Source organism: Cyclobacteriaceae bacterium (assembly GCA_013141055.1).
In the GTDB taxonomy this organism is placed as follows: domain Bacteria; phylum Bacteroidota; class Bacteroidia; order Cytophagales; family Cyclobacteriaceae; genus ELB16-189.
In genome coordinates this window covers 453890-473640 of the sequence record JABFRS010000001.1, presented here as the reverse complement: position 1 = coordinate 473640, position 19751 = coordinate 453890, and the positions used below count along the sequence as shown (strand labels likewise).

Below are 19751 nucleotides of genomic sequence, written 5' to 3'. Positions count from 1 at the left end.
CTACAACTATTTCCCATTTCAATACATCTAAAAGAGACTTGATAGCTGATTGTTTCCGGGCACGGTAAAAAAGAGACAGATTGCCGTAACTATTTGAATATTTCAAAGTAAGTGTAATACCTGAACACAATTCCAATAAGACCATCCTATGATCCAGAATTACCTCAAAGTTGCATCCCGCAATATCGTAAAGCGAAAAATGTATTCTTTTATTAATGCTTTTGGACTGAGCATTGGTATTGCGTTTTGTATTTTGATCTTCCTTTACATTCGCGATGAAAAGAGCTTTGATCAGTTTCATCAGAACAAAGCCAGTATCTACAGAATAGAGGCAAAGCGATATAATTCCTGGAATCCTGACCCTAATGAACCATATCAGCAGTACGCATGGCTTCAGGCTGGATTGAAACAGGCATTAAAAGATGAAATTCCTGAAGTTGAACTTGCAACGCGATTCAATTCAGAAAATAAATGTGTTTTTCGTCAGGGGGATAAAGTATTCACGGAAGATATTACATATGTCGATGCCGATTTCTTTAAGATGTTCTCTTTTAAATTACTCTCTGGTAATGCCGACAAACTGTTTTTGAATACTGATGAGATTGTACTGACACCAAAGGTGGTGAAGAAATACTTCGGCGATGCAGATCCTATTGGTAAGATTGTGCAGGTAGATAATCAGGGAGAGAAATCCTATACGGTAACGGGAGTGGTAGAAGCACCTCCGGCAAATTCAAGTCTTGATTTTAGTGTTTTACTTCCGCAGCAGAATCGTCCATATCATGATAGGATGGTAGCGCAGTGGGGAAATTCCAATTCTCCCACATTCGTTCAGTTGGTTCAGGATACTGACCTTTCTAAATTCAGTCGCAATCTGGATAAGCTCCTGGAAAAATACATGAGCGATAGATTTAAAAAATGGAGAGACGAAGCGACAACACCTATTCCGGCAGACATAAAATTATTAGAGCTAAAGTTTACACAACTACCGGGCTGGCATTTGAAAAAGGAAATCGGATGGCACAAAGTAAGTGATCCTTCGTATTCCCTGATTCTTGGAGGTGTAGCCTTGCTGATTCTACTGATCGCCTGTATCAATTATGTTTCACTTGCTTTGACGACATCAACATCTAGAAAAACAGAAGTAGGAATAAGAAAGGTAGTGGGTGCGCAAAAAAATCAATTGGTGTGGCAGTTCGGATTGGAGTCATTGATATTGGCCTTCATCTCGATGTTCACCGGTATTCTATTAGTGTTTTTGTTTCTGCCTGCATTTAATCAGTACACAGGTAAAGAGATCACACTTACTTTCACTGTATTTTTCCAACTCCTTGGTGTTAGCACGTTGCTGACATTCATCGTTGGAGCAATTGCCGGAAGTTATCCGGCTATTTTCCTCTCAAGTTTTCGACCAGCCCTTGTATTAAAAGGCGGCTTTACTTCGAAACTGCAAGCTGGCTTCACAAAACCTCTGGTGGTCGTACAATTCGCACTATCTGCTTTTCTGATCATCAGCTCAGTAGTTATGTATCGTCAGATGCAATATGTTACAACAAAAGATCTTGGTTATAATCAGGAGCAGGTAATTGTTGTTCCGACACAAACCGGCTGGAATTCTAAAGCAGATGAAACTGTAGAGCAATTCAGGGCAAAATCGTTGCAAGAGCCTTCCATTATTTCTGTAGCCGGTACCAGTTCTTCTTTTACAGAAGGTTATTCCAGATATGGATATAAGATCAATGGTGAGCAAAAGGATGCTTACGTGTATTCTGTCGATTCATATTACATGTCAACATTGGGAATTGAACTTATACAAGGAAGAAATTTTGATATTAACAGACCATCTGATAAAACAGGAGTGATTGTCAATGAGGCGTTGGTACGTGATATGAAATGGACAGATCCTTTGAATGAACATCTTAACTGGAGAGAAGATACTGTAGGAATTGGGTCTCAGGTAATTGGGGTTGTGAAAGACTATCATTTCCTTTCTCTTGAAAGAGATATTGATCCTATGTTCATCTCTATGGACAAAGAGAGTATTGGTAATCTGGTAAATATCCTAATAAAAGTTTCACCAGAGGATATGCCAGGAACCGTTGAGAAGATTCATAAAATATGGAAAGAGATATCTCCTGATAAGCCTTTTGACTATGCATTTCTGGATCAGAATGTTGCAAAACAATATGAATCTTATCAGCGATGGATGAGCATCATGGGATTGGCAACAGGTTTTGCTATTCTTATCTCATGTCTCGGCCTGTTTGGACTGGCGGGAATTAATGCAGTCAATAAGACGAAGGAAATTGGTATACGTAAAGTAATGGGAGCAGAGATCGCAAGCATTTTCGTTTTGCTCAACCGACAGTATGTGTGGTTGTCATTTCTTGCATTCATAATTGCTGCACCAGCGTCTTATTACGCAATGGAAAAATGGCTTTCAAGCTTCAAATTCAAAATTGAAGTAGGATGGGAGCTCTATGCCATTAGCATGCTTGCAGGACTCTTTGTTGCTCTTGCAACGGTAAGTTATCACGCGATCAGAGTTGCGTTGGTAAACCCTGCAGAGACATTGAAGTATGAATAGTTAACGGTTACCGGTAAGGCCCTCCAAAGGAAGAGATTTTTCACTTTCAATCTGATTGAGGTAAAGTACAACAATCTGCAGTAGACCTTTGATCTGGGTGAGATCCTGTCCCCAGAATGAAACGTTTGACAGAGTTAAAGTTGCGATTTTATCTGTAGATCCGCTTTGCCATGCATCCTTAAAGAACTGAAGGACTTCCGGAGTATCGTTGAGTGGAATTTCTTCGCCATTCCAGTTCCCTTTATAGAAACGTATCAATGCAGCAAGAGAAAATAGTAATCTGGCCGGCAATTGATTTCTGATCTCGATGTACTTCAGAACCGATGGCAGTACTCTCACTTTATACTTGGATATTGAGTTGAGTGATATACTGATCAATTCATGACGAATGAAAGGATTTTGAAATCTCTCGATAACGTCATTGGAAAACTGAGTTAATTCCTCCTGTGAAAGATCAAGTGTTGGAATGATCTCTTCAAATATTGTTTTTCGTAAATAATTTCCCGTTGATGGATCTTCTATGGATTCACGAACGGTTCGAAGTCCTTTCAGATAGGCAACAGGAACTAATGTTGTATGGGCTCCATTGAGTATCCTTACTTTTCTGGTACGATAGGGTGTAAGATCTTTTACAAATTTGACATCTAGCTCAGCCTCGTGCATGGGTAAAGCTTTCTGAACGATAGCATCACCTTCGATTACCCATAAATGAAAGGGTTCAGCCATTACCACTAACTGATCTTTGTACCCGGTGGATTGTTGAATCTCACCAATGGAGTCTTTTGGAAAACCAGGTACAATCCGATCTACCAGCGTATTGCAAAAAATGTTATGATCTTCTATCCAGCTCTTAAAATCGGATGAAAGATTCCAGTGATGGACGTATTGAATGATGGCAATTTTAAGATTCTCCCCATTCTTTTCAATCAATTCGCAAGGGATAATGATGAGTCCTTTGTCGGGAGATCCATTGTAATATTGAAAGCGATGGAAGAGAAGTTGCGTAAGCTTTCCTGGAAATGTCTGAGCAAGTGTTTTTGAATCAGTATCCTTTTGATCAAAATTTATCCCTGCTTCAGTGGTGTTAGAAACAATGAATCTTAAATCCGGATTTTCAGCTGTTTTCAGAAATGCACCATGATCTGTAAAGGGATTGATTGCACCTTTAACACAGGTAATGAGTCGTGTGTTTTGAGATTCCTTTCCGTTTTTGATACCATTGAGTACTACGTGATATAAACCATCCTGAGAATTGATCATGTCACCCATGCCTTGAGCAATTGGTTGAATGATCTGAACAGACCCGTTGAAACTTGTCTTTTCATTGAGAATGTCGATCATCCAATCAACGAAAGCACGAAGAAAATTACCTTCTCCGAACTGAAGGATTTTTACCGGACGCACTGAAGAGTCGGAGATCGTTGTGCGATTAAGTTCTTTCAACATAATAATAAACAGTGCTGAATAAGCGATTAGATCTTTTTGCGAAGTGACGATTGACGAACAATCAATTCAGGTTTTAAAACAATCTTCTGAGGAATGAATTTTTTTGTTTCATCAGAGATCTCCTGTAAAAAGATTTCGGCTGCCGCATTCCCCATTCTCATGCTGTGCTGCTCAACGGTGGTGAGAGATGGTTCTGTAAAAGAGGTGAAGGGCTCGTTACTAAATCCTACAAGTCCAACTTGCTCAGGTATTTTAATACCTCTTTCTTTCAACAACTGCATCGCACCCAGAATACCAAAGGCGCTTGAAGAGAATACGGCATCCGGTGGTTCTTTTAATTTAAGAAGCTGGACCATACTATTGCGACCATCTTCCAATTGAAGATTGGTGTAAGTGATCAAAGTTTCATCGTAAGGAATGCCATTTGCAATTAACGCTTCGCGATAGCCACGAAGACGCTCTTTATAAATGGAGATATTCCGGGTATTTGAAAAGTGTGCAATGCGACGATATCCTTGCTGAATAAGATGTTCTGTTGCCTTGTAAGCTCCGAGATAGTCATCAATTACAATGTGACTTACTTCCAGTTCATCATTTGACCGATCAAATAAAATCAGAGGTATTCCTTTCTCTTTTACCTTAAGGAAATGATCGAAGTTTAATGTCTCCTTGGCATATGAAGCAATGATTCCATCAACACGGGCATTCAATAAAGCTTCAACCGTAGCGATCTCTTTTTTTGAATCATCATAGGTCTGGCAGATCATAACGTTATAATTTGAGCCATTCGCAATTTCTTCAATGCCTCTGACGACTGAAGAAAAGAAATTACGATCCACAGTTGGTACGATAATTCCGAGGATATTACTTCTTCCATTCCTCAAAGCCGCAGCGATATTATTAGGTTGATAATTAAGCTTCTTGGCAGTTTTTAATACAGTTCTTTTAGTCTCAGCACTAATGCGTGGATGATCCTTCAATGCCCTGGAAACAGTGGAAGCAGTAATATTAAGCTTCCTGGCAATGTCGTGTATTGTGATTCTTCCTTTCACGTTGATGGGTTTATTAATTGTATCGTCGCCGATTCATTAAAGCAAAAGCATAATTACAAAAGTTTGCTGGTGGCAACCTGATCCATATCTGAGTAGTCAAGATTTTCTCCTGCCATTCCCCAGATGAATGTATAGTTGCTGGTGCCCGCTCCACAATGAATTGACCACGGTGGAGAAAGTGCAGCTTGTAAATTATTTATCCAAAGGTGTCGGGTTTCAGTTGGCTCTCCGAGAAAGTGACAAACCATTTGATTTTCAGGTATCTCAAAATAGAAGTAAGCTTCCATTCTGCGGCTGTGTGTATGCGGTGGCATTGTATTCCATACACTTCCGGTCTTCAATTCTGTCAATCCCATTTGAAGCTGACAGGTGGGAAGAACACTATTAACCAACAATTTCCTGATGGTGCGGTGATTAGCAGTAGCTAAGGAGCCCACTTCAACCGTTTCAGCTTCTGCGAATGTGACCTTGCTGGTAGGGTAGGACTTATGTGCAGGTGCACTGTTAAAATAAAACAATGATTGTCCTTCTTTGGAATTATTGAAAAGTATTTCTTTAGCACCGCTGCCAATGTACAAGGCTTCTTTAAAATTCAGGGAGTAAACAGTCCCATCGACCGATACAGAAGAGGGTGCTCCAACATTGATAATGCCAATCTCTCTTCTTTCTAAATAGAAGGATGACTTCAACTCATCGATAGTTTCCAGCTTGACAGGGCCTTTGGATGGTTTTGCACCCCCTACAATCAGTCGGTCATAGTGTGTATAAATGTTTACGATCCTGTCATCCTGAAAAAGATTGTCAATCAGGAATGATTTCCTGACACGGTCAGTGTCATATGTTTTGAAATCGGAAGGATGTATGGCGTAGCGCGATTCTGTCGTCGATTGCTGCATATAAGTGTAATCGGTTGCGCAATATATAAGAAAAACCGATTGTAATCGATTGAAGGCTATGAAAAGTGCGGCTTTCAATACCTTAAAAAGCCATAAATCAAATAAAATTGAATTTATTTGCTGAAATCCCAGAATCCCCTTAATATGCAATCGATTGCATTTTCGCTCATAAAAAGGGCATATTTGCCACTTTTAAGGGTCTGCATTCTGCCTAAAAAACGGTTTAATGCGCCATTTTTGCCGTAAAAATGCAATTAAATGTAAGTTTCTGGGATTAGAAATGTTTAGCCTCTGAATTTTGAAGTCAAACCATCGCACAATGAAGATTCTCTCTTATCTCTTTCTTTTCTCTATAATTTGCAGTGGCCCACTCTTTAGCCAAACCTCCATGCAAAAGGATCCCTGGAAACAAGTCCAACAGATAGAATCTCAGATCAAGGCACCGTCTTTTCCTGATAAGAATTATCTGATAACAGATTATGGCGCCGTAGCCGACGGTATCACTCTTAATACTGATGCCTTTTCAAAAGCCATCAAAGCATGCAATGCTACAGGAGGAGGACATGTAATCGTACCGGAAGGCAAATTCCTCACGGGGCCCATTCATTTGAAAAGCAATGTCGATCTAAAGGTTTCAAAAGGTGCGATCATCTTGTTCAGTCAGGATACAAAACTGTATTTGCCTCAAGTGCTCACGCGATTTGAAGGTGTTGAACTGATGAACTACTCCCCATTGATCTATGCATTCGAACAGGAAAATATTGCGATCACAGGAGAAGGTGAATTGAACGGGCAAGGCGATGCAAGTCATTGGTGGTTTTGGAAAGGCAAATGGGAAGATGGCGAACGCATGGGTGTGAAGTGGAATGAAGGAATGCCATCACAGAAGGAAGCAAACGATCGGTTGAAATTAATGGCAAAGAACAATGTTCCAGTTGCCCAGAGAATATTTGGGGAGGGAGATTACCTGCGTCCTAATTTTATTCAACCATACAAATGCAAAAACATTCTGATTGAAGGTGTGACGATACGAAATTCACCTATGTGGATCATTCATCCGGTTCTGAGTACAAATATCATTGTTCAGAAAGTGAATATTATCAGTCATGGTCCCAACAATGACGGATGTGATCCCGAATCCTGTAAGAATGTGATGATACGCAACTGTTTCTTCGATACGGGTGACGACTGCATTGCTATTAAGTCAGGACGTGATGATGATGGAAGAAGAGTCAATGTAGCCAGTGAGAATATCATCGTTCGCGACTGTAATATGAAGGATGGTCATGGCGGTGTTGTGATTGGAAGTGAGATCACAGGCAACGTAAGAAATGTTTACGCAGAGAACTGTGAGATGAGCAGCCCCAATCTTGATCGTGCCATTCGGATTAAATCAAATTCCAACCGTGGGGGAATTATCGAGAACATATTTATCCGCAACATAACGGTTGGAACAGTAAGAGATGCAGTTTTTCTTGTAGAACTCTTTTATGCAAATGAGAAGGGAAATCATCATCCGCAGGTCAGAAATGTGCAGTTTAAGAATGTCACAAGCAGTAAATCAAAATATGGAATAAAAATTGAAGCAGAAGAACAATACCCTGTAGAGAATGTGCTTTTTGAAGATTGTTCATTCAATGAAGTGACAAAAGGAAATTCAATTCAGGGAGCAAAGAATATGGTTTTTAAAAATTTAAAGATCAATGGAAAAGAACAGTAACTATCCACTTAAAACCGTTTTATTAACATTTATTCTGGGGGGAATTCTCGTCATTGTTTCATCATGGAATTTTGAGGGAGAATTTTCAGAGTCTTTTGTAGTAAGAGTTACAAATCAAATGAAGAGAAATCGCAGTAATGTGATGGTTTTTATCCCTTCTGAAAAGATTAAAGCAATTAGATCTGATTTCAATTCAAAAGCATTCATCGTAGCAGATGGCGAAACAGAGTTGGCAAGCCAGTTCAATAAAACCGATAAAGAATTCAATGGCATCGTCGTGGTTATTGATAATCTGAAAGCCGGTGCATCAAAGGATCTAACAATTCAATATAACAAGTCTGGAGAAATAAGCCGTCAGTATCCGAAGAAAACGCAGGCTGAGTTGTCTTCCAAAGTAAATGGAGAGTGGAAGGGACGTGAATACATCGGCGGTGAATTTAAGAACATAGATTATTTGCGTGTGCCTAAAGAACATAAGGATCATTCATGGTTTCTACGTTACGAAGGTCCTGGATGGGAATCGGATAAAGTTGGATATCGATTTTATCTCGATCAGCGAAACGCAACAGACGTATTTGGCAAGAAGGTAAGCGAACCGGTACTTCAGAAAGTAGGTCTTGATGGTTTCGATTCCTATCATGAGATGCAACCCTGGGGAATGGATGTCATGAAGACAGGAAAAGCATTGGGTGTAGGATCATTGGGCATGTGGGTGAACAATGCTGCGACACGAGTTGAGTTTACGGATAGCGTGATATCAAAAATAGATGAGAATGGAAATGTGTTCTCATCCATTCTTACAAAATACTATGGATGGAAAGCAGGAAATGAAATGCTGGATGTAAGTTCCAGACTGTCTATCCATGCAGGCACGAGATTAACCAACAATCAGTTTGATTTCAGTAAGGATTCAGAAAACCTGTGTACCGGAATTGTTAAAGATGTAAAGGGTAAGCTCTTTACAAAACAAGGAGATGATAAAAGCTGGGGATACATTGCAAGCTACGGCCCGCAAAGTCTTAATAAAGACAATCTTGGTGTGGCTGTCCTGTTTGCTCCAAAGAATTTCTCAGGGTTTACATCAGACGAATTCAGCCAGGTAGTCAAATTGAAAAGCCTGGATCATAAGCTTCAATACTATTTCCTGGGCGCATGGGAAGGAGAGCCAGGTGGTATTAAAACTGAAGCTGAGTTCCTGGATTATCTTAATGATGTGGCAAATCAACTTGCACAACCCGTTACTGTTCAAATTTTAAAATCAAAGAAATGAAGAGCCTTACATTTCTGATCGGAGTATTTTTAGCTTTTCCTTTGTTCTCGCAGGAGAGTAACGACAGAGTAGTTATTTCTGTTAAGAGAAATTACAAACCGAAGGATACAGAGAATGCAGTCCTTGTCTTTGATTGGAATGAATTGAAGAAAAGAGTTAATAATCTCAAACCTTCAAATTTGCTGCTTGTGGATCAGCACTTTGTGCTGCCCATCGAGGCGAAAATCATCGATGCGAATGGCGACGGTAAGCCTGAAAGTGTAACAGCAGATGTTACCTTCAAATCCAATGAGCCTGTTTTTGGATTCATGGTAAGTGCAAAGGGACAGGGTTCAAAGGTCATTCGTGAAGCGATTACTCCTGATCCAAGATTTGAAATCACATATCTTGTGCCGTATGCTTCGAATGGACAGAAGATTGCCGATAGAATTATTGAAAGCACGATTCATACCTATCCGGATACAAAAGACCTGAGCATCATTTCACCTGGCAAATGGACTTATGAGTATGGATTCTTTCTGAACGCCGCATATGTTCAGTATGAAAACACGAAGAATGAAAAGTACTTGAGCTATATAAAAAGCTGGGTTGATAACTTTATTACCACTGATGGTTCCTGGAGGGATGGGGTTTATGATGTTGAAGAGTATCGGCTTGATGATATCCTTCCCGGCAGACTGTGCATTTATCTTTATCAGAAAACAGGAGAAGAGAAGTATAAAAAAATTGCTGATCAGTTCATCGCACATCTTTCCCGCCAGCCAAAAACCAGCGAGGGAGGTTATTGGCATAAAAAGATATATCCAAATCAGATGTGGCTGGATGGAATTTACATGGGAGATATCTTCTCAACTCAGTATGCTGCAGCTTTTAATGAACCACATTGGTTTGATGAAGCAGTTCAACAGATTAATCTTATGTACAAGCATGCATATGATCCTTCCACAGGTTTACTTTTTCATGGATGGGATGAATCGAAAAATAAAGTGTGGGCTAATCAGGAAACTGGAACCTCTCCTGAATTCTGGAGCCGGGCGGTTGGCTGGTATGCAATGGCTTTAATTGACTGTCTTGATTATTTGCCGAAGGACCATCCACAGAGGAAGAATATTGAACTGATCTTTCAAAAACTTTGCGGAAGCATTCGCAACTTTCAGGATAAGAAAACCGGACTATGGTTTCAAATTACAGACAAAGGAAATTTAAAGGATAACTGGATTGAGACCTCCAGCTCGGCCATGTTCTCTTACGCTTTTGCGAAAGGCGCAAATAAGGGAATCCTAGATAAAAGCTATACAACTGCTGCAGAAAAGGCATATTCATCCATTTTGAAAAATTATATTTATCAGGACAATGAAGGATATGTTCATTTGGATCAGGCTGTAAAAGTAGGTTCATTGAATATCAAGAATTCAAAAGGAGATTATCCCTACTATATCGGAGGGGAGCGTCGTCTGGATGATTATAAAGGGCTTGCGGCATTGTTGTATGCAAGCATTGAACTAAAGAAATGATGCGTCAGATAATATCCATTGTTTTAATTCTTCTCTCTTCAACAGGCTGTGCGCAGAAGGTTGTGCCTGTATCGGAAAGGACTTCCATTCCATTGGCTTTTCCAGGCGCAGAAGGATTTGGAAAATATACATCTGGTGGCAGGGAAGGAAAAGTTTATGTTGTAACCAATCTTAACGATAGCGGACCGGGAAGTTTGCGTGAGGCAGTAAAGAAGAAAGAGAAGAGGATCATCACTTTTGCAGTTTCAGGAACCATTGCTCTGGAGTCCGATCTTAATATTAGTTATGGGGATCTTACAATCGCTGGACAATCTGCTCCAGGAGATGGTATTTGCATTAGGAATTATCCGGTGAAAGTCGGCGCCAGTAATGTGATCATACGATATTTGAGATTTCGTTTAGGAGATGAAAGAAAAGTTCAGGAAGATGCATTCTCCGGTGTCCGTCAAAAAAATGTTATTATTGACCACTGTTCGATGAGCTGGGCAACCGACGAATGTGCGTCATTCTATTACAACGAAAACTTCACGATGCAATGGTGCATCATTTCAGAAAGTCTTAATAATTCTGTTCATGAAAAAGGTGAGCATGGTTATGGAGGAATCTGGGGCGGCGTGAAGGCTTCGTTCCATCACAATCTATTGGCAAATCATTCCAGCAGACTTCCAAGATTCAGCGGATCTTCAACTACACCCAACACACCTGACGAGTTGGTGGACTTCAGAAACAATGTGATTTATAACTGGAGAAGCAATAATACATATGGAGGTGAAGGCGGTCGGTATAATATTGTTTCAAACTATTATAAGCCCGGACCTTCCACCGGAAATTCTAAGAAATGGATTGTGAACCCATCCTCACCTGTTGGAAAATTCTATATCGCTGATAATTTACTGGATGGTGATGAAAAGATTTCGAAGAATAACTGGAGTGGAGTAAAGACAAACTCTATTGATTCAACATTGTCTGCCAAACCTTTTGCAACAGAAGCTATGGAAGAGGAATCTGCTTCTTCAGCTTTTGAATCCGTTGTCAAAAATGCCGGTGCAAGTTTTAAGAGAGACAAGGTTGATGCAAGAATTGCTGACGAAGTAAGGAAGGGAAATTCATCTTCCGGAAAAAAGAGCAATGGAATCATTGACTCTCAATCGGAAGTAGGAGGGTGGCCCGAATTGGTTTCGCTGCCAGCTCCACAGGATGCCGATGGAGATGGTATCCCTGATGAGTGGGAGATCAAAAATAGGCTTGATCCAAAGAATGTAGCCGACGGCTCAACTTACAGTCTGAGTAAAGGGTTCACAAACATAGAGGTATATCTTAACAGCCTTTTGAAAAAGTAATCCTGCCTGACCTTTTCGATCTGTGCAACAAGCTGCAGATGCAGAAGGCCGTAGCGCACGCAATCCCCGCATCATCGTGTAATCGATTGTCCTCCTTTTTGGGGTGGTTTTCGCCTGTCCAAATACTCGAATCTGGTTCCGAATGACCTTTTATAAAGATTTAGAGATTTTATTTGGTCAATTCCTAAATTCCCATTAATATGCAATCGATTGCACAACAAATCAGATCACAACCGATTGAATGTGGCTTAAAGAGTGCAAAAAAGCAGTATTGATGAGTTTACCGATGGCTTCACGATTACCTAAATAACCCTAAAAGAATTCGTATGGATAGAATTGTACGACTAATCAAACTTACCAGCGCAGTGATTTTGCTTTTGATCAGCGCTGATCTTCATGCCCAAAAGCGAGCAATATCCGGGGTTGTAAAGACCGATAAGGAAACTCTGCCCGGCGTCACCGTTGTTGAAAAAGGAACTACCAATGGAACGGTTACCGACGTCGACGGAAAATTTACACTCATGGTCTCAGAAGGAGCAACGCTCTCTTTAACATTTATCGGGATGAAAGCCCAGGAGATCTCCATCGGAACACAAACATCCATTAACGTCAATATGGAATCGGACGTCACTCAGCTGAACGACGTCGTTGTCGTTGGATATGGTGTTGTAGAGCGTAAAGATCTCACAACCTCTGTTTCTTCAGTAGGCGCCAAGCAGCTGGTAGACATTCCTATTAATAACACAGGGCAGGCACTCGCCGGAAGGTTAGCAGGGGTGCAGGTCGTTACCAATGAAGGATCTCCCAATGCTCAGGTACAGATTCGTGTACGGGGTGGTGGATCTATCACTCAGGATAATAACCCGATCTATGTTGTGGATGGTATCCAGGTTGAAAATGCTCTCAACGTAATTGCTCCTCAGGATATTCAATCAATCGATGTACTAAAAGATGCTTCTGCAACTGCAATTTATGGAGCGCGTGGTGCAAACGGTGTTGTGATCATTACCACCAAAGGAGGTCGTGAGCAAAAAATGCAGGTTAGCTACAGCGGATTGGTAGGAGTGAGGACACTCGCAAACAAACTGGAGGTCATGAATCCATATGACTTTGTCTTTTATCAATATGAAAGAAGCAGAGGTAACTCCACCAGCGAAGGAACATTCCGCAGAAATTATGGAAACTTCAGTGATATCGATCTTTACAAACAAGTTCCTTTTACCGATTGGCAGGATGAAACATTTGGAAGAAGCGCTGTCATGCAGACACATAATATTTCTGTAAGCGGCGGGTCAACCAAAACACAATATAATGTCAGTCTTACTTCCAACACTGAACAGGGTATCCAGCTTGGATCTGACTTTGACAGAAAGCTCATCACTACCCGACTCGATCATAAATTCACCAACTGGCTAAAGGTGGGTGCTAACGTTCGGTATAATTATACAGTCGTGAATGGAGCAGGAACTTCTACAGCCGGCTCGTCTTCTACCAATCGCCTTCGTCAAAGTGTTCGTTACAGACCTTTCCTTTTCCCTGGTCAGACCACTGAAACTTACGATCCTGAGTATGCACAGGCAACGAATTCAAACAGCCTTGCACTTGTCAATCCTATTTTGCTGGCACAGGCTGAATATCAAAAGAACACCTCAGATGTCATTAACGTGAACGGATATGTTGTGGTAGATCCAACACCATACCTTTCTATCCGATCAACGCTTGGATATGATTATACCAACGGACATGTTGATATTTTCAGCGATACCATCACCAACTCTGCCAAGCAGAATGGACAGGGTCTTGCCATCGCATCTATCAATACTTCAAAAATCGGAATTCTCAATAATTCAAATGTTGCAACACTTTCATTTCATAAACTGAATGAAAACTTTGCAAAGCATAACAAGCTCGATATCATGGCGGGCCACGAATTGCTTCAGAAAGTCACCAACACCACATATCAGGAGAGTCATGGCTTCCCACGAGGAACAACGTCTTCACAGGCCCTGGCTAATATGACTACACTCGGAACCAACTATATAAATCCGAGTTTTGCTCCAACGTATGAAGTGACAGAACGATTGGTATCCTTCTTTGGTAGAGCAACTTTCTCTAGGGATGATAAATACATGGCCGTATTTTCAATGCGTGCAGACGGGTCTTCAAAGTTTGCAGAAGGCCACAAGTGGGGATACTTCCCATCAGCATCGTTAGCGTGGAGAATTTCAAACGAAAGTTTCTTTGAAGGAGCCAGGTCAACTCTCAAGCTCAGCGACTTTAAACTAAGATTGAGTTACGGTCAATCCGGTAACAATCGTATCAATGACTTTTTATATCTGCCACAGTTTGAGCAATATCCTCCTTATGATCTGAATAACGTTTCTGTTATCGGATGGGGTGTTAAGCGCGATGGAGGAAATCCCGCACTTGCCAACAACAATCTTAAATGGGAAACTACTATCACTCAGAATCTTGGTATTGACATCGGCTTCCTTGAAGGAAAGTTCCAGGCTTCAGTTGATATCTACCACAACAGAACTCAGGAGTTGATTGTAAACACACCGGTTCCTACATCCTCAGGATATGCAAATCAGTTACAGAATGTTGGTAACACAACCAATACAGGGGTAGAGGTTCAGATCACAGCCACTCCAATTCGTACCAATGCATTTAGCTGGAAATCTACTTTCAACATTTCATTCAATAAAAACAACATTGAAACACTTGGAAAGCAAAGCTTCTTCCTGGTGAATTCAGGATGGAATAACAACTCGCCGTTTGATTACAATGTGATTGCTGGAAAAGCAACCGGTACGATCTGGGGACTTGTTTCTGATGGTTATTATCAGATTGATGATTTTAATTATAGCGGTGGTGTCTACACCTTGAAACCTGAAATTGCAAGCAATCAGACGATCACGGCGCTCGTTCCAAAACCAGGTGTTATCAAGTTCAAGGATCTGGATGGAAACGGTACCATCAACGATGGTGATCGTACAGCGCTCGGTAATGCGAATCCCGATTTCTTTGGTGGATGGAATAACCAGTTTACTTATAAGAACTGGGATTTGAGCGTGTTCATCAACTTTCAGTATGGCAACAAAGTGCTGAATGCAAACAAGCTTGAATTCACAAGCGGATTCACACAGGATGCCAATTTACTGGCCATCATGAACAATCGTTTCAGAAACGTTAATGATGAAGGGCAGGTTGTCACCGATCCGGATGCGTTGCGCGCTCTGAATGTCAATGCAACATTATGGACACCGTTGGTTAGCGCCAGTTCATTCTATGTGAATTCATGGGCGGTTGAAGACGGATCATTTATCCGTATCAATAACATCACCCTGGGTTACACACTTCCAAATACGTTCCTTCAGAAATTCAAGCTGACCAGATTCAGAGTGTATGGAACGGTTAACAACCTCGCAGTATTCACCAACTATTCAGGATATGATCCGGATGTGAATACACGTCGTGGTACACCATTGACTCCAGGGGTTGACTATTCAGCTTATCCACGCAGTCATGCTTACATTTTTGGTGTCAATCTTACTTTCTAAGCCCCAAAGAAATACGACTATGAAAACAAATAATATAACCCGATACTTTTTGACATTGATCTTTACAGTGGGAGTGATTACCTCTTGTAAAGATTATCTTGAAATTCAACCGGTCTCTTCATTCGGTCCGGACGCTGTCTTTAGCGATGTAGAGAATACAACAAAAGCTCTAATAGGTGTCTATTCATCCCTGGGTGGAGATAACGGATATGGAATCCGTATCAGCATGTACTATGCTTATGATAATGATGAGATGATGGGACAGGGTGCAACACCTTATCCTGATAATGAAAGACGCGACATTGCTCATTATAGTGTTCAACCAAGTAATACTCAGCTGGCGGCTCCCTTCAATCAGCTTTATGCGGGTATAGAGAAAGCCAACATCTGTATTAAATACATTCCTGAAATGGATATGTATAAGAACGGAACAACTTCCCAGCAAACTGATCTTAAACGTCTTTATGGTGAAGCCCTTACTTTAAGAGCGCAATACTATTATGAACTTGTTCGCAACTGGGGTGATGTACCTGCACAATTTGTGCCGTCCAGTGATCAGGGAGATCTTTTCAAAGGGCGTGAAGACAGAAATGTTATTCTCGATAAGATTTTAACAGATCTTGAATTGGCATCAACACTGGTTCCATGGAGAAGTGAAGTGCCAGCAGATGAGCGCATCACACAGGGAGCCGTTCGTGGCTTGCGTGCACGTATTGCTTTGGCAAGAGGCGGATATTCCTTACGTGGAAAAGTAATGTTGCGCTCTGCTGATTTCCTTGATTATTATAAGATCGCAAGAGATGAATGTCTTGCAGTCATGCAATCAAATCAGCATAGCCTGAACCCAAGCTACAAGTCAGTCTTCAAAGATGCCATCGCTGCTCATGCATTGGAACCTAATGGAGAAATTATGTGGGAGGTGGCTATGACAGGTGGAACGAGTGCAACCGGAGACAGTAAGCTAGGTTATTATAATGGCCCGCGTGTAAACGGAAATGGAAACGGAGCACTCACAATATTGCCTACCTACTTCTATTTGTTTGAAGCAAATGATACAAGACGTGATGTCACCTGTGCGCCGTATGACGTGAACCTTAACACTACGTTTGCGGGTCGTCCTCTTACAACGATGGTGGATGGAAAATTCAGAAGAGACTGGATGACCAATCCTGCTCCATCGCCTACGTCAACACAACAGTATTTCGGTTTGAACTGGCCTGTGATCCGCTATTCAGATGTTCTCTTAATGTATGCTGAGGCAGAGAATGAAATTAACAACGGCCCAACTCCGCAGGGAATTGCGGCTTTTGAGCAAGTTAGAAAGAGAGCTTATGGGGCTAACCCGATAGGAACTACTCCACTGCTCAAAGCAGAGTTTTTCAATGCACTTTTAATTGAACGTTCATTAGAGTTGGGTGGCGAGGGAATCCGGAAGTATGATCTTCTTCGCTGGAATCTGTTAACAGCGAAGCTGGATGAAGCAAAGGCACAAATGAATGCGATGGCTTTGGGAACTGGAACTTACACAGTGGGTTCATTGCCTTCAACAACCCAGTCAATTGCTAACATTCCTGTGACCATGTACTATCAGACAACAGCTACAACTTCTACAGGTTTGATCTGGCTGAATTCATTTTATGCGCCAACGCCAGGAGTTGCGCCTGCAAATTCGACCGCGGTTTTATGGAGAGGTAATCTTGTTGGAGCACCGTCAAATGCTACAACAATCCCTTCAACGTTGCTTACATATTTCGCAATCTCTTTTACCCCTGGAAAAAGTGAATTGCTTCCGTTGGCTTCCAGTGTGATTGACTCGAATCCTGGCTTAGGACAGAATGATGGTTTTTAATTCAATGACAAACGAATACAGAAAAGACATGAAGAATATAAAACAATACGGAAACTGGTTGATGGTAGTTTGCCTGACGCTGGTAATTGTTGTGAGCTGTAAGAAAGACAGCGATGAGCTTTCATTGAAACGTCAATTCTCTCCTTCATTGGTCACAAGCAAGAATGGAGAAACTTCTGTTGAATTGACATGGGCAGCATCGCTGTTTACAATCTCTGGTGATGTTGAATATGTGGTGGAAGTATCACCTGATCCTGCCTTTGGAGCAGTAGAGTATTCGGTTACCACTCCGAATCTGACAACAACGATCTCGGATGATAAGCTGACCATTAAGAAAGATTATTATGCACGGATCAAGGCCGTTGGTAAAAATGGCGCGACGGATAGCAATTGGCTTGTAAGTTCTGCATTCAGGATCACAGGAGAGCAATTCCTCATTGCCATTAACTCCACAACGGTGACCGATGTTGCTGTTCAGCTTACATGGAGACTTAATCCCGACTTGAATAAACTCGTCTTCACACCTCCGGTAGGAGCACCTGTGGAATACACCTTAACAGCTGGTGAGAAAGCAGCCGGGTTAAAGGTGATCACGGGCCTGACTCAAAGCACTACGTACTCTGCCGAAATATTTCAGGATACCAAGAGCAAAGGATTGATCAGCTTCAAAACAAAAGCATCGATCACCGGAAATATTGTTGACCTGACCGGTACTACCGGAGATCCTAACGCATTAATAACTGCACTTGGAACAGCAGCAAGCGGTAGTATTATCGTTTTAAGAAGAGGAGAGACTTACAAATTCACAAGCTTCACTTTCACCGGCGGAAAATCAGTTAGCATCGTTACTGCACTCGGTTTTGGTACAGACTACGCCATCATACGATCTACAGGAAGCTTTACAATCGCTGCCTCCACAACAACAGATTCACTGGTGTTCCGTGATTTGATAATCAAAGGACAGAATGTTGCTACTGCACCTCTGAGCTATGATAATCACTATCTCTTCAATGTTGGAAATACCAATGTGAATGTCACGAAGATGCGATTTGACAATTGTAACATAAGGATCCTTAGAGGACTGGTAAGAGGTCAGGCGGGAACACCAGCTTCACCAGTTACAAATCCTCCAACGGTACCGTCTTTAGTAGTTACCAACTACATCATCAACAATTGCGTGATGGACAGCATACGAGAGTATGGTATAGCCAGTACATTCAATACTTCTGGCAGCTCATTTAAGAATATCACGGTTACGAATTCCACATTCTCACATTTCAGAAAATTCATCGATCACCGTGTGTATGGAAACTTATCGATCAATATTTCCAACTGTACGTTCTTTGACGTCGTTGCCGGCGCAGCTGCTCCAGCAAATGCCTTTATCGATTTCCAGACGGTAGGAGCAGGTATTGTTAATATTTCGAATTGTATTTTTGGAAGAACCTGGAATGAAACCGGAGCAGGGACTTTAGTATGGGGATTCCGTGCCTCCACTGGCTCGCCAGGAGGTGCAGGATCGTATGGTACATCAGATTTCGTAAATGATAACTTGCCGATTTCCGTAACAAGCTATGCTGGTACATCACTCTCATTGTTTACAGATCCTGTTAATGATAATTTCAAGATCAAAGACGTAACATTTGTCGGAAGAAGTATTGCAGGAGATCCTCGCTGGAGAATTAATTAAAACTTGAATCAAAATAAAAAAGTGTGATCAATCCTCACACTTTTTTATTTTATAAACAGATCGTATGAGATTGTTTGGATTAAGATTGGGAATGGTGCTGCTCGCAGTCGTGTTGGTATCTTTCATTTCAACGCCTTCAAAAATTACCATTTATCTGATTGGTGATTCAACCATTGCCAATAAAGAGATCAAGGCTTATCCTGAAACAGGGTGGGGAATGCCCTTCACTTATTTCTTCGACTCTACCGTTACAGTTGACAACCGCGCCAAAAACGGACGAAGTACCCGCACCTTTATTTCGGAAGACCGATGGAGACCTATCTCTGAAAATCTCAAAGAGGGTGACTATGTTTTCATGCAGTTTGGTCACAACGACGAATCAAAGGAAAAGACCGATCGCTACACTTCTCCTGAAGATTATAAAAAGAACCTTACAATGTTTATCCGGGAGACCCGTGCTAAAAAAGCAATCCCGGTTGTTCTTACTCCCGTTACGCGAAGGAAATTTAAAGATGGCGTAATTCAGGAAACTCATGTGGAGTATTCTGCTCTTGCCGCTTCCGTTGCAAAGGAACAGAATGTAGCATTCATTGACCTCGATAAAAAGAGCCGCGATTTCCTTCAGCAGTTTGGTGAAGAGAATTCCAAGTTGCTGTTCATGCAGCTTGAGCCAGGAGAACATCCTAACTATCCCGCGGGTAGGAATGATAACACTCACTTTACAGAACTGGGTGCACGCAAAATAGCGCAGATCATTCTTGCCGAGATCAAGGCACAGAATCTTCCTCTTGCCGACAGAATTGTAAAGGGCAACGGTAAATAAT

Annotated in this window: 12 protein-coding genes; 9 read left to right on the top strand and 3 right to left on the bottom strand. The window is 41.4% G+C overall.

The window, feature by feature from the left end; all coding sequences use genetic code 11:
- The first annotated feature begins 148 nt into the window (after window positions 1-148).
- On the top strand, window positions 149-2587 hold the full coding sequence (locus tag HOP08_02135) for an FtsX-like permease family protein (GenBank protein NOT73699.1): 2439 nt from the start codon (window positions 149-151) through the stop codon (window positions 2585-2587).
- Here HOP08_02135 and HOP08_02130 read toward each other — a convergent pair whose 3' ends face one another.
- The 3 genes from HOP08_02130 to kduI are packed head-to-tail and all read right to left on the bottom strand — an operon-like array spanning window position 2588 to window position 5981.
- On the bottom strand, window positions 2588-4030 hold the full coding sequence (locus HOP08_02130; GenBank protein NOT73698.1) for a tagaturonate reductase: 1443 nt from the start codon (window positions 4028-4030) through the stop codon (window positions 2588-2590).
- A gap of 29 nt (window positions 4031-4059) precedes the next feature.
- The gene (locus HOP08_02125; protein NOT73697.1) at window positions 4060-5091 is read right to left on the bottom strand and encodes a LacI family DNA-binding transcriptional regulator; all 1032 of its coding nucleotides are present in this window, start codon (window positions 5089-5091) and stop codon (window positions 4060-4062) included.
- Window positions 5092-5138: 47 nt separating this feature from the next.
- Window positions 5139-5981 carry a 5-dehydro-4-deoxy-D-glucuronate isomerase gene (gene kduI, locus HOP08_02120; GenBank protein NOT73696.1) on the bottom strand — a complete coding sequence of 281 codons (843 nt, stop codon included), beginning with the start codon at window positions 5979-5981 and terminating at the stop codon, window positions 5139-5141.
- Window positions 5982-6300: 319 nt separating this feature from the next.
- Between kduI and HOP08_02115 the strand changes: the two genes are divergently transcribed.
- The 8 genes from HOP08_02115 (at window position 6301) to HOP08_02080 (ending at window position 19750) form a co-directional block, all read left to right on the top strand.
- Window positions 6301-7701 (top strand): glycoside hydrolase family 28 protein, encoded by a 1401-nt coding sequence (locus tag HOP08_02115; GenBank protein NOT73695.1) that lies wholly within the window; start codon window positions 6301-6303, stop codon window positions 7699-7701.
- Window positions 7685-8971, top strand: coding sequence for a DUF4861 domain-containing protein (locus HOP08_02110; protein NOT73694.1), 1287 nt, complete (start codon window positions 7685-7687; stop codon window positions 8969-8971). Before HOP08_02115 ends, HOP08_02110 begins: the two co-directional genes overlap by 17 nt.
- The gene (locus HOP08_02105; protein ID NOT73693.1) at window positions 8968-10485 is read left to right on the top strand and encodes a glycoside hydrolase family 88 protein; all 1518 of its coding nucleotides are present in this window, start codon (window positions 8968-8970) and stop codon (window positions 10483-10485) included. The genes HOP08_02110 and HOP08_02105 overlap by 4 nt, the downstream gene beginning before the upstream one ends.
- Window positions 10482-11825 (top strand): pectate lyase, encoded by a 1344-nt coding sequence (locus HOP08_02100; protein ID NOT73692.1) that lies wholly within the window; start codon window positions 10482-10484, stop codon window positions 11823-11825. Before HOP08_02105 ends, HOP08_02100 begins: the two co-directional genes overlap by 4 nt.
- Before the next feature lie 326 nt (window positions 11826-12151).
- A complete protein-coding gene (locus HOP08_02095; protein NOT73691.1) occupies window positions 12152-15388 on the top strand; it encodes a TonB-dependent receptor in 3237 nt (1078 codons plus the stop codon).
- A 19-nt stretch (window positions 15389-15407) separates the two neighbouring features.
- Window positions 15408-17237: a RagB/SusD family nutrient uptake outer membrane protein gene (locus HOP08_02090; GenBank protein ID NOT73690.1), complete on the top strand. Its 1830-nt coding sequence runs from the start codon at window positions 15408-15410 to the stop codon at window positions 17235-17237.
- A 4-nt stretch (window positions 17238-17241) separates the two neighbouring features.
- The gene (locus tag HOP08_02085) at window positions 17242-18927 is read left to right on the top strand and encodes a fibronectin type III domain-containing protein (GenBank protein ID NOT73689.1); all 1686 of its coding nucleotides are present in this window, start codon (window positions 17242-17244) and stop codon (window positions 18925-18927) included.
- Window positions 18928-18991: 64 nt separating this feature from the next.
- Window positions 18992-19750: a rhamnogalacturonan acetylesterase gene (locus HOP08_02080; protein NOT73688.1), complete on the top strand. Its 759-nt coding sequence runs from the start codon at window positions 18992-18994 to the stop codon at window positions 19748-19750.
- Window position 19751: the final 1 nt, after the last annotated feature.

What these genes read in the sequence shown, in the direction of transcription:
- HOP08_02135 (NOT73699.1), top strand. Translation starts at nt 149, where the DNA reads ATGATCCAGAATTACCTCAAAGTTGCATCCCGCAATATCGTAAAGCGA.
- kduI (NOT73696.1), bottom strand. Translation starts at nt 5,981, where the DNA reads ATGCAGCAATCGACGACAGAATCGCGCTACGCCATACATCCTTCCGAT.
- HOP08_02115 (NOT73695.1), top strand. Translation starts at nt 6,301, where the DNA reads ATGAAGATTCTCTCTTATCTCTTTCTTTTCTCTATAATTTGCAGTGGC.
- HOP08_02110 (NOT73694.1), top strand. Translation starts at nt 7,685, where the DNA reads ATGGAAAAGAACAGTAACTATCCACTTAAAACCGTTTTATTAACATTT.
- HOP08_02105 (NOT73693.1), top strand. Translation starts at nt 8,968, where the DNA reads ATGAAGAGCCTTACATTTCTGATCGGAGTATTTTTAGCTTTTCCTTTG.
- HOP08_02100 (NOT73692.1), top strand. Translation starts at nt 10,482, where the DNA reads ATGATGCGTCAGATAATATCCATTGTTTTAATTCTTCTCTCTTCAACA.
- HOP08_02095 (NOT73691.1), top strand. Translation starts at nt 12,152, where the DNA reads ATGGATAGAATTGTACGACTAATCAAACTTACCAGCGCAGTGATTTTG.
- HOP08_02090 (NOT73690.1), top strand. Translation starts at nt 15,408, where the DNA reads ATGAAAACAAATAATATAACCCGATACTTTTTGACATTGATCTTTACA.
- HOP08_02085 (NOT73689.1), top strand. Translation starts at nt 17,242, where the DNA reads ATGACAAACGAATACAGAAAAGACATGAAGAATATAAAACAATACGGA.
- HOP08_02080 (NOT73688.1), top strand. Translation starts at nt 18,992, where the DNA reads ATGAGATTGTTTGGATTAAGATTGGGAATGGTGCTGCTCGCAGTCGTG.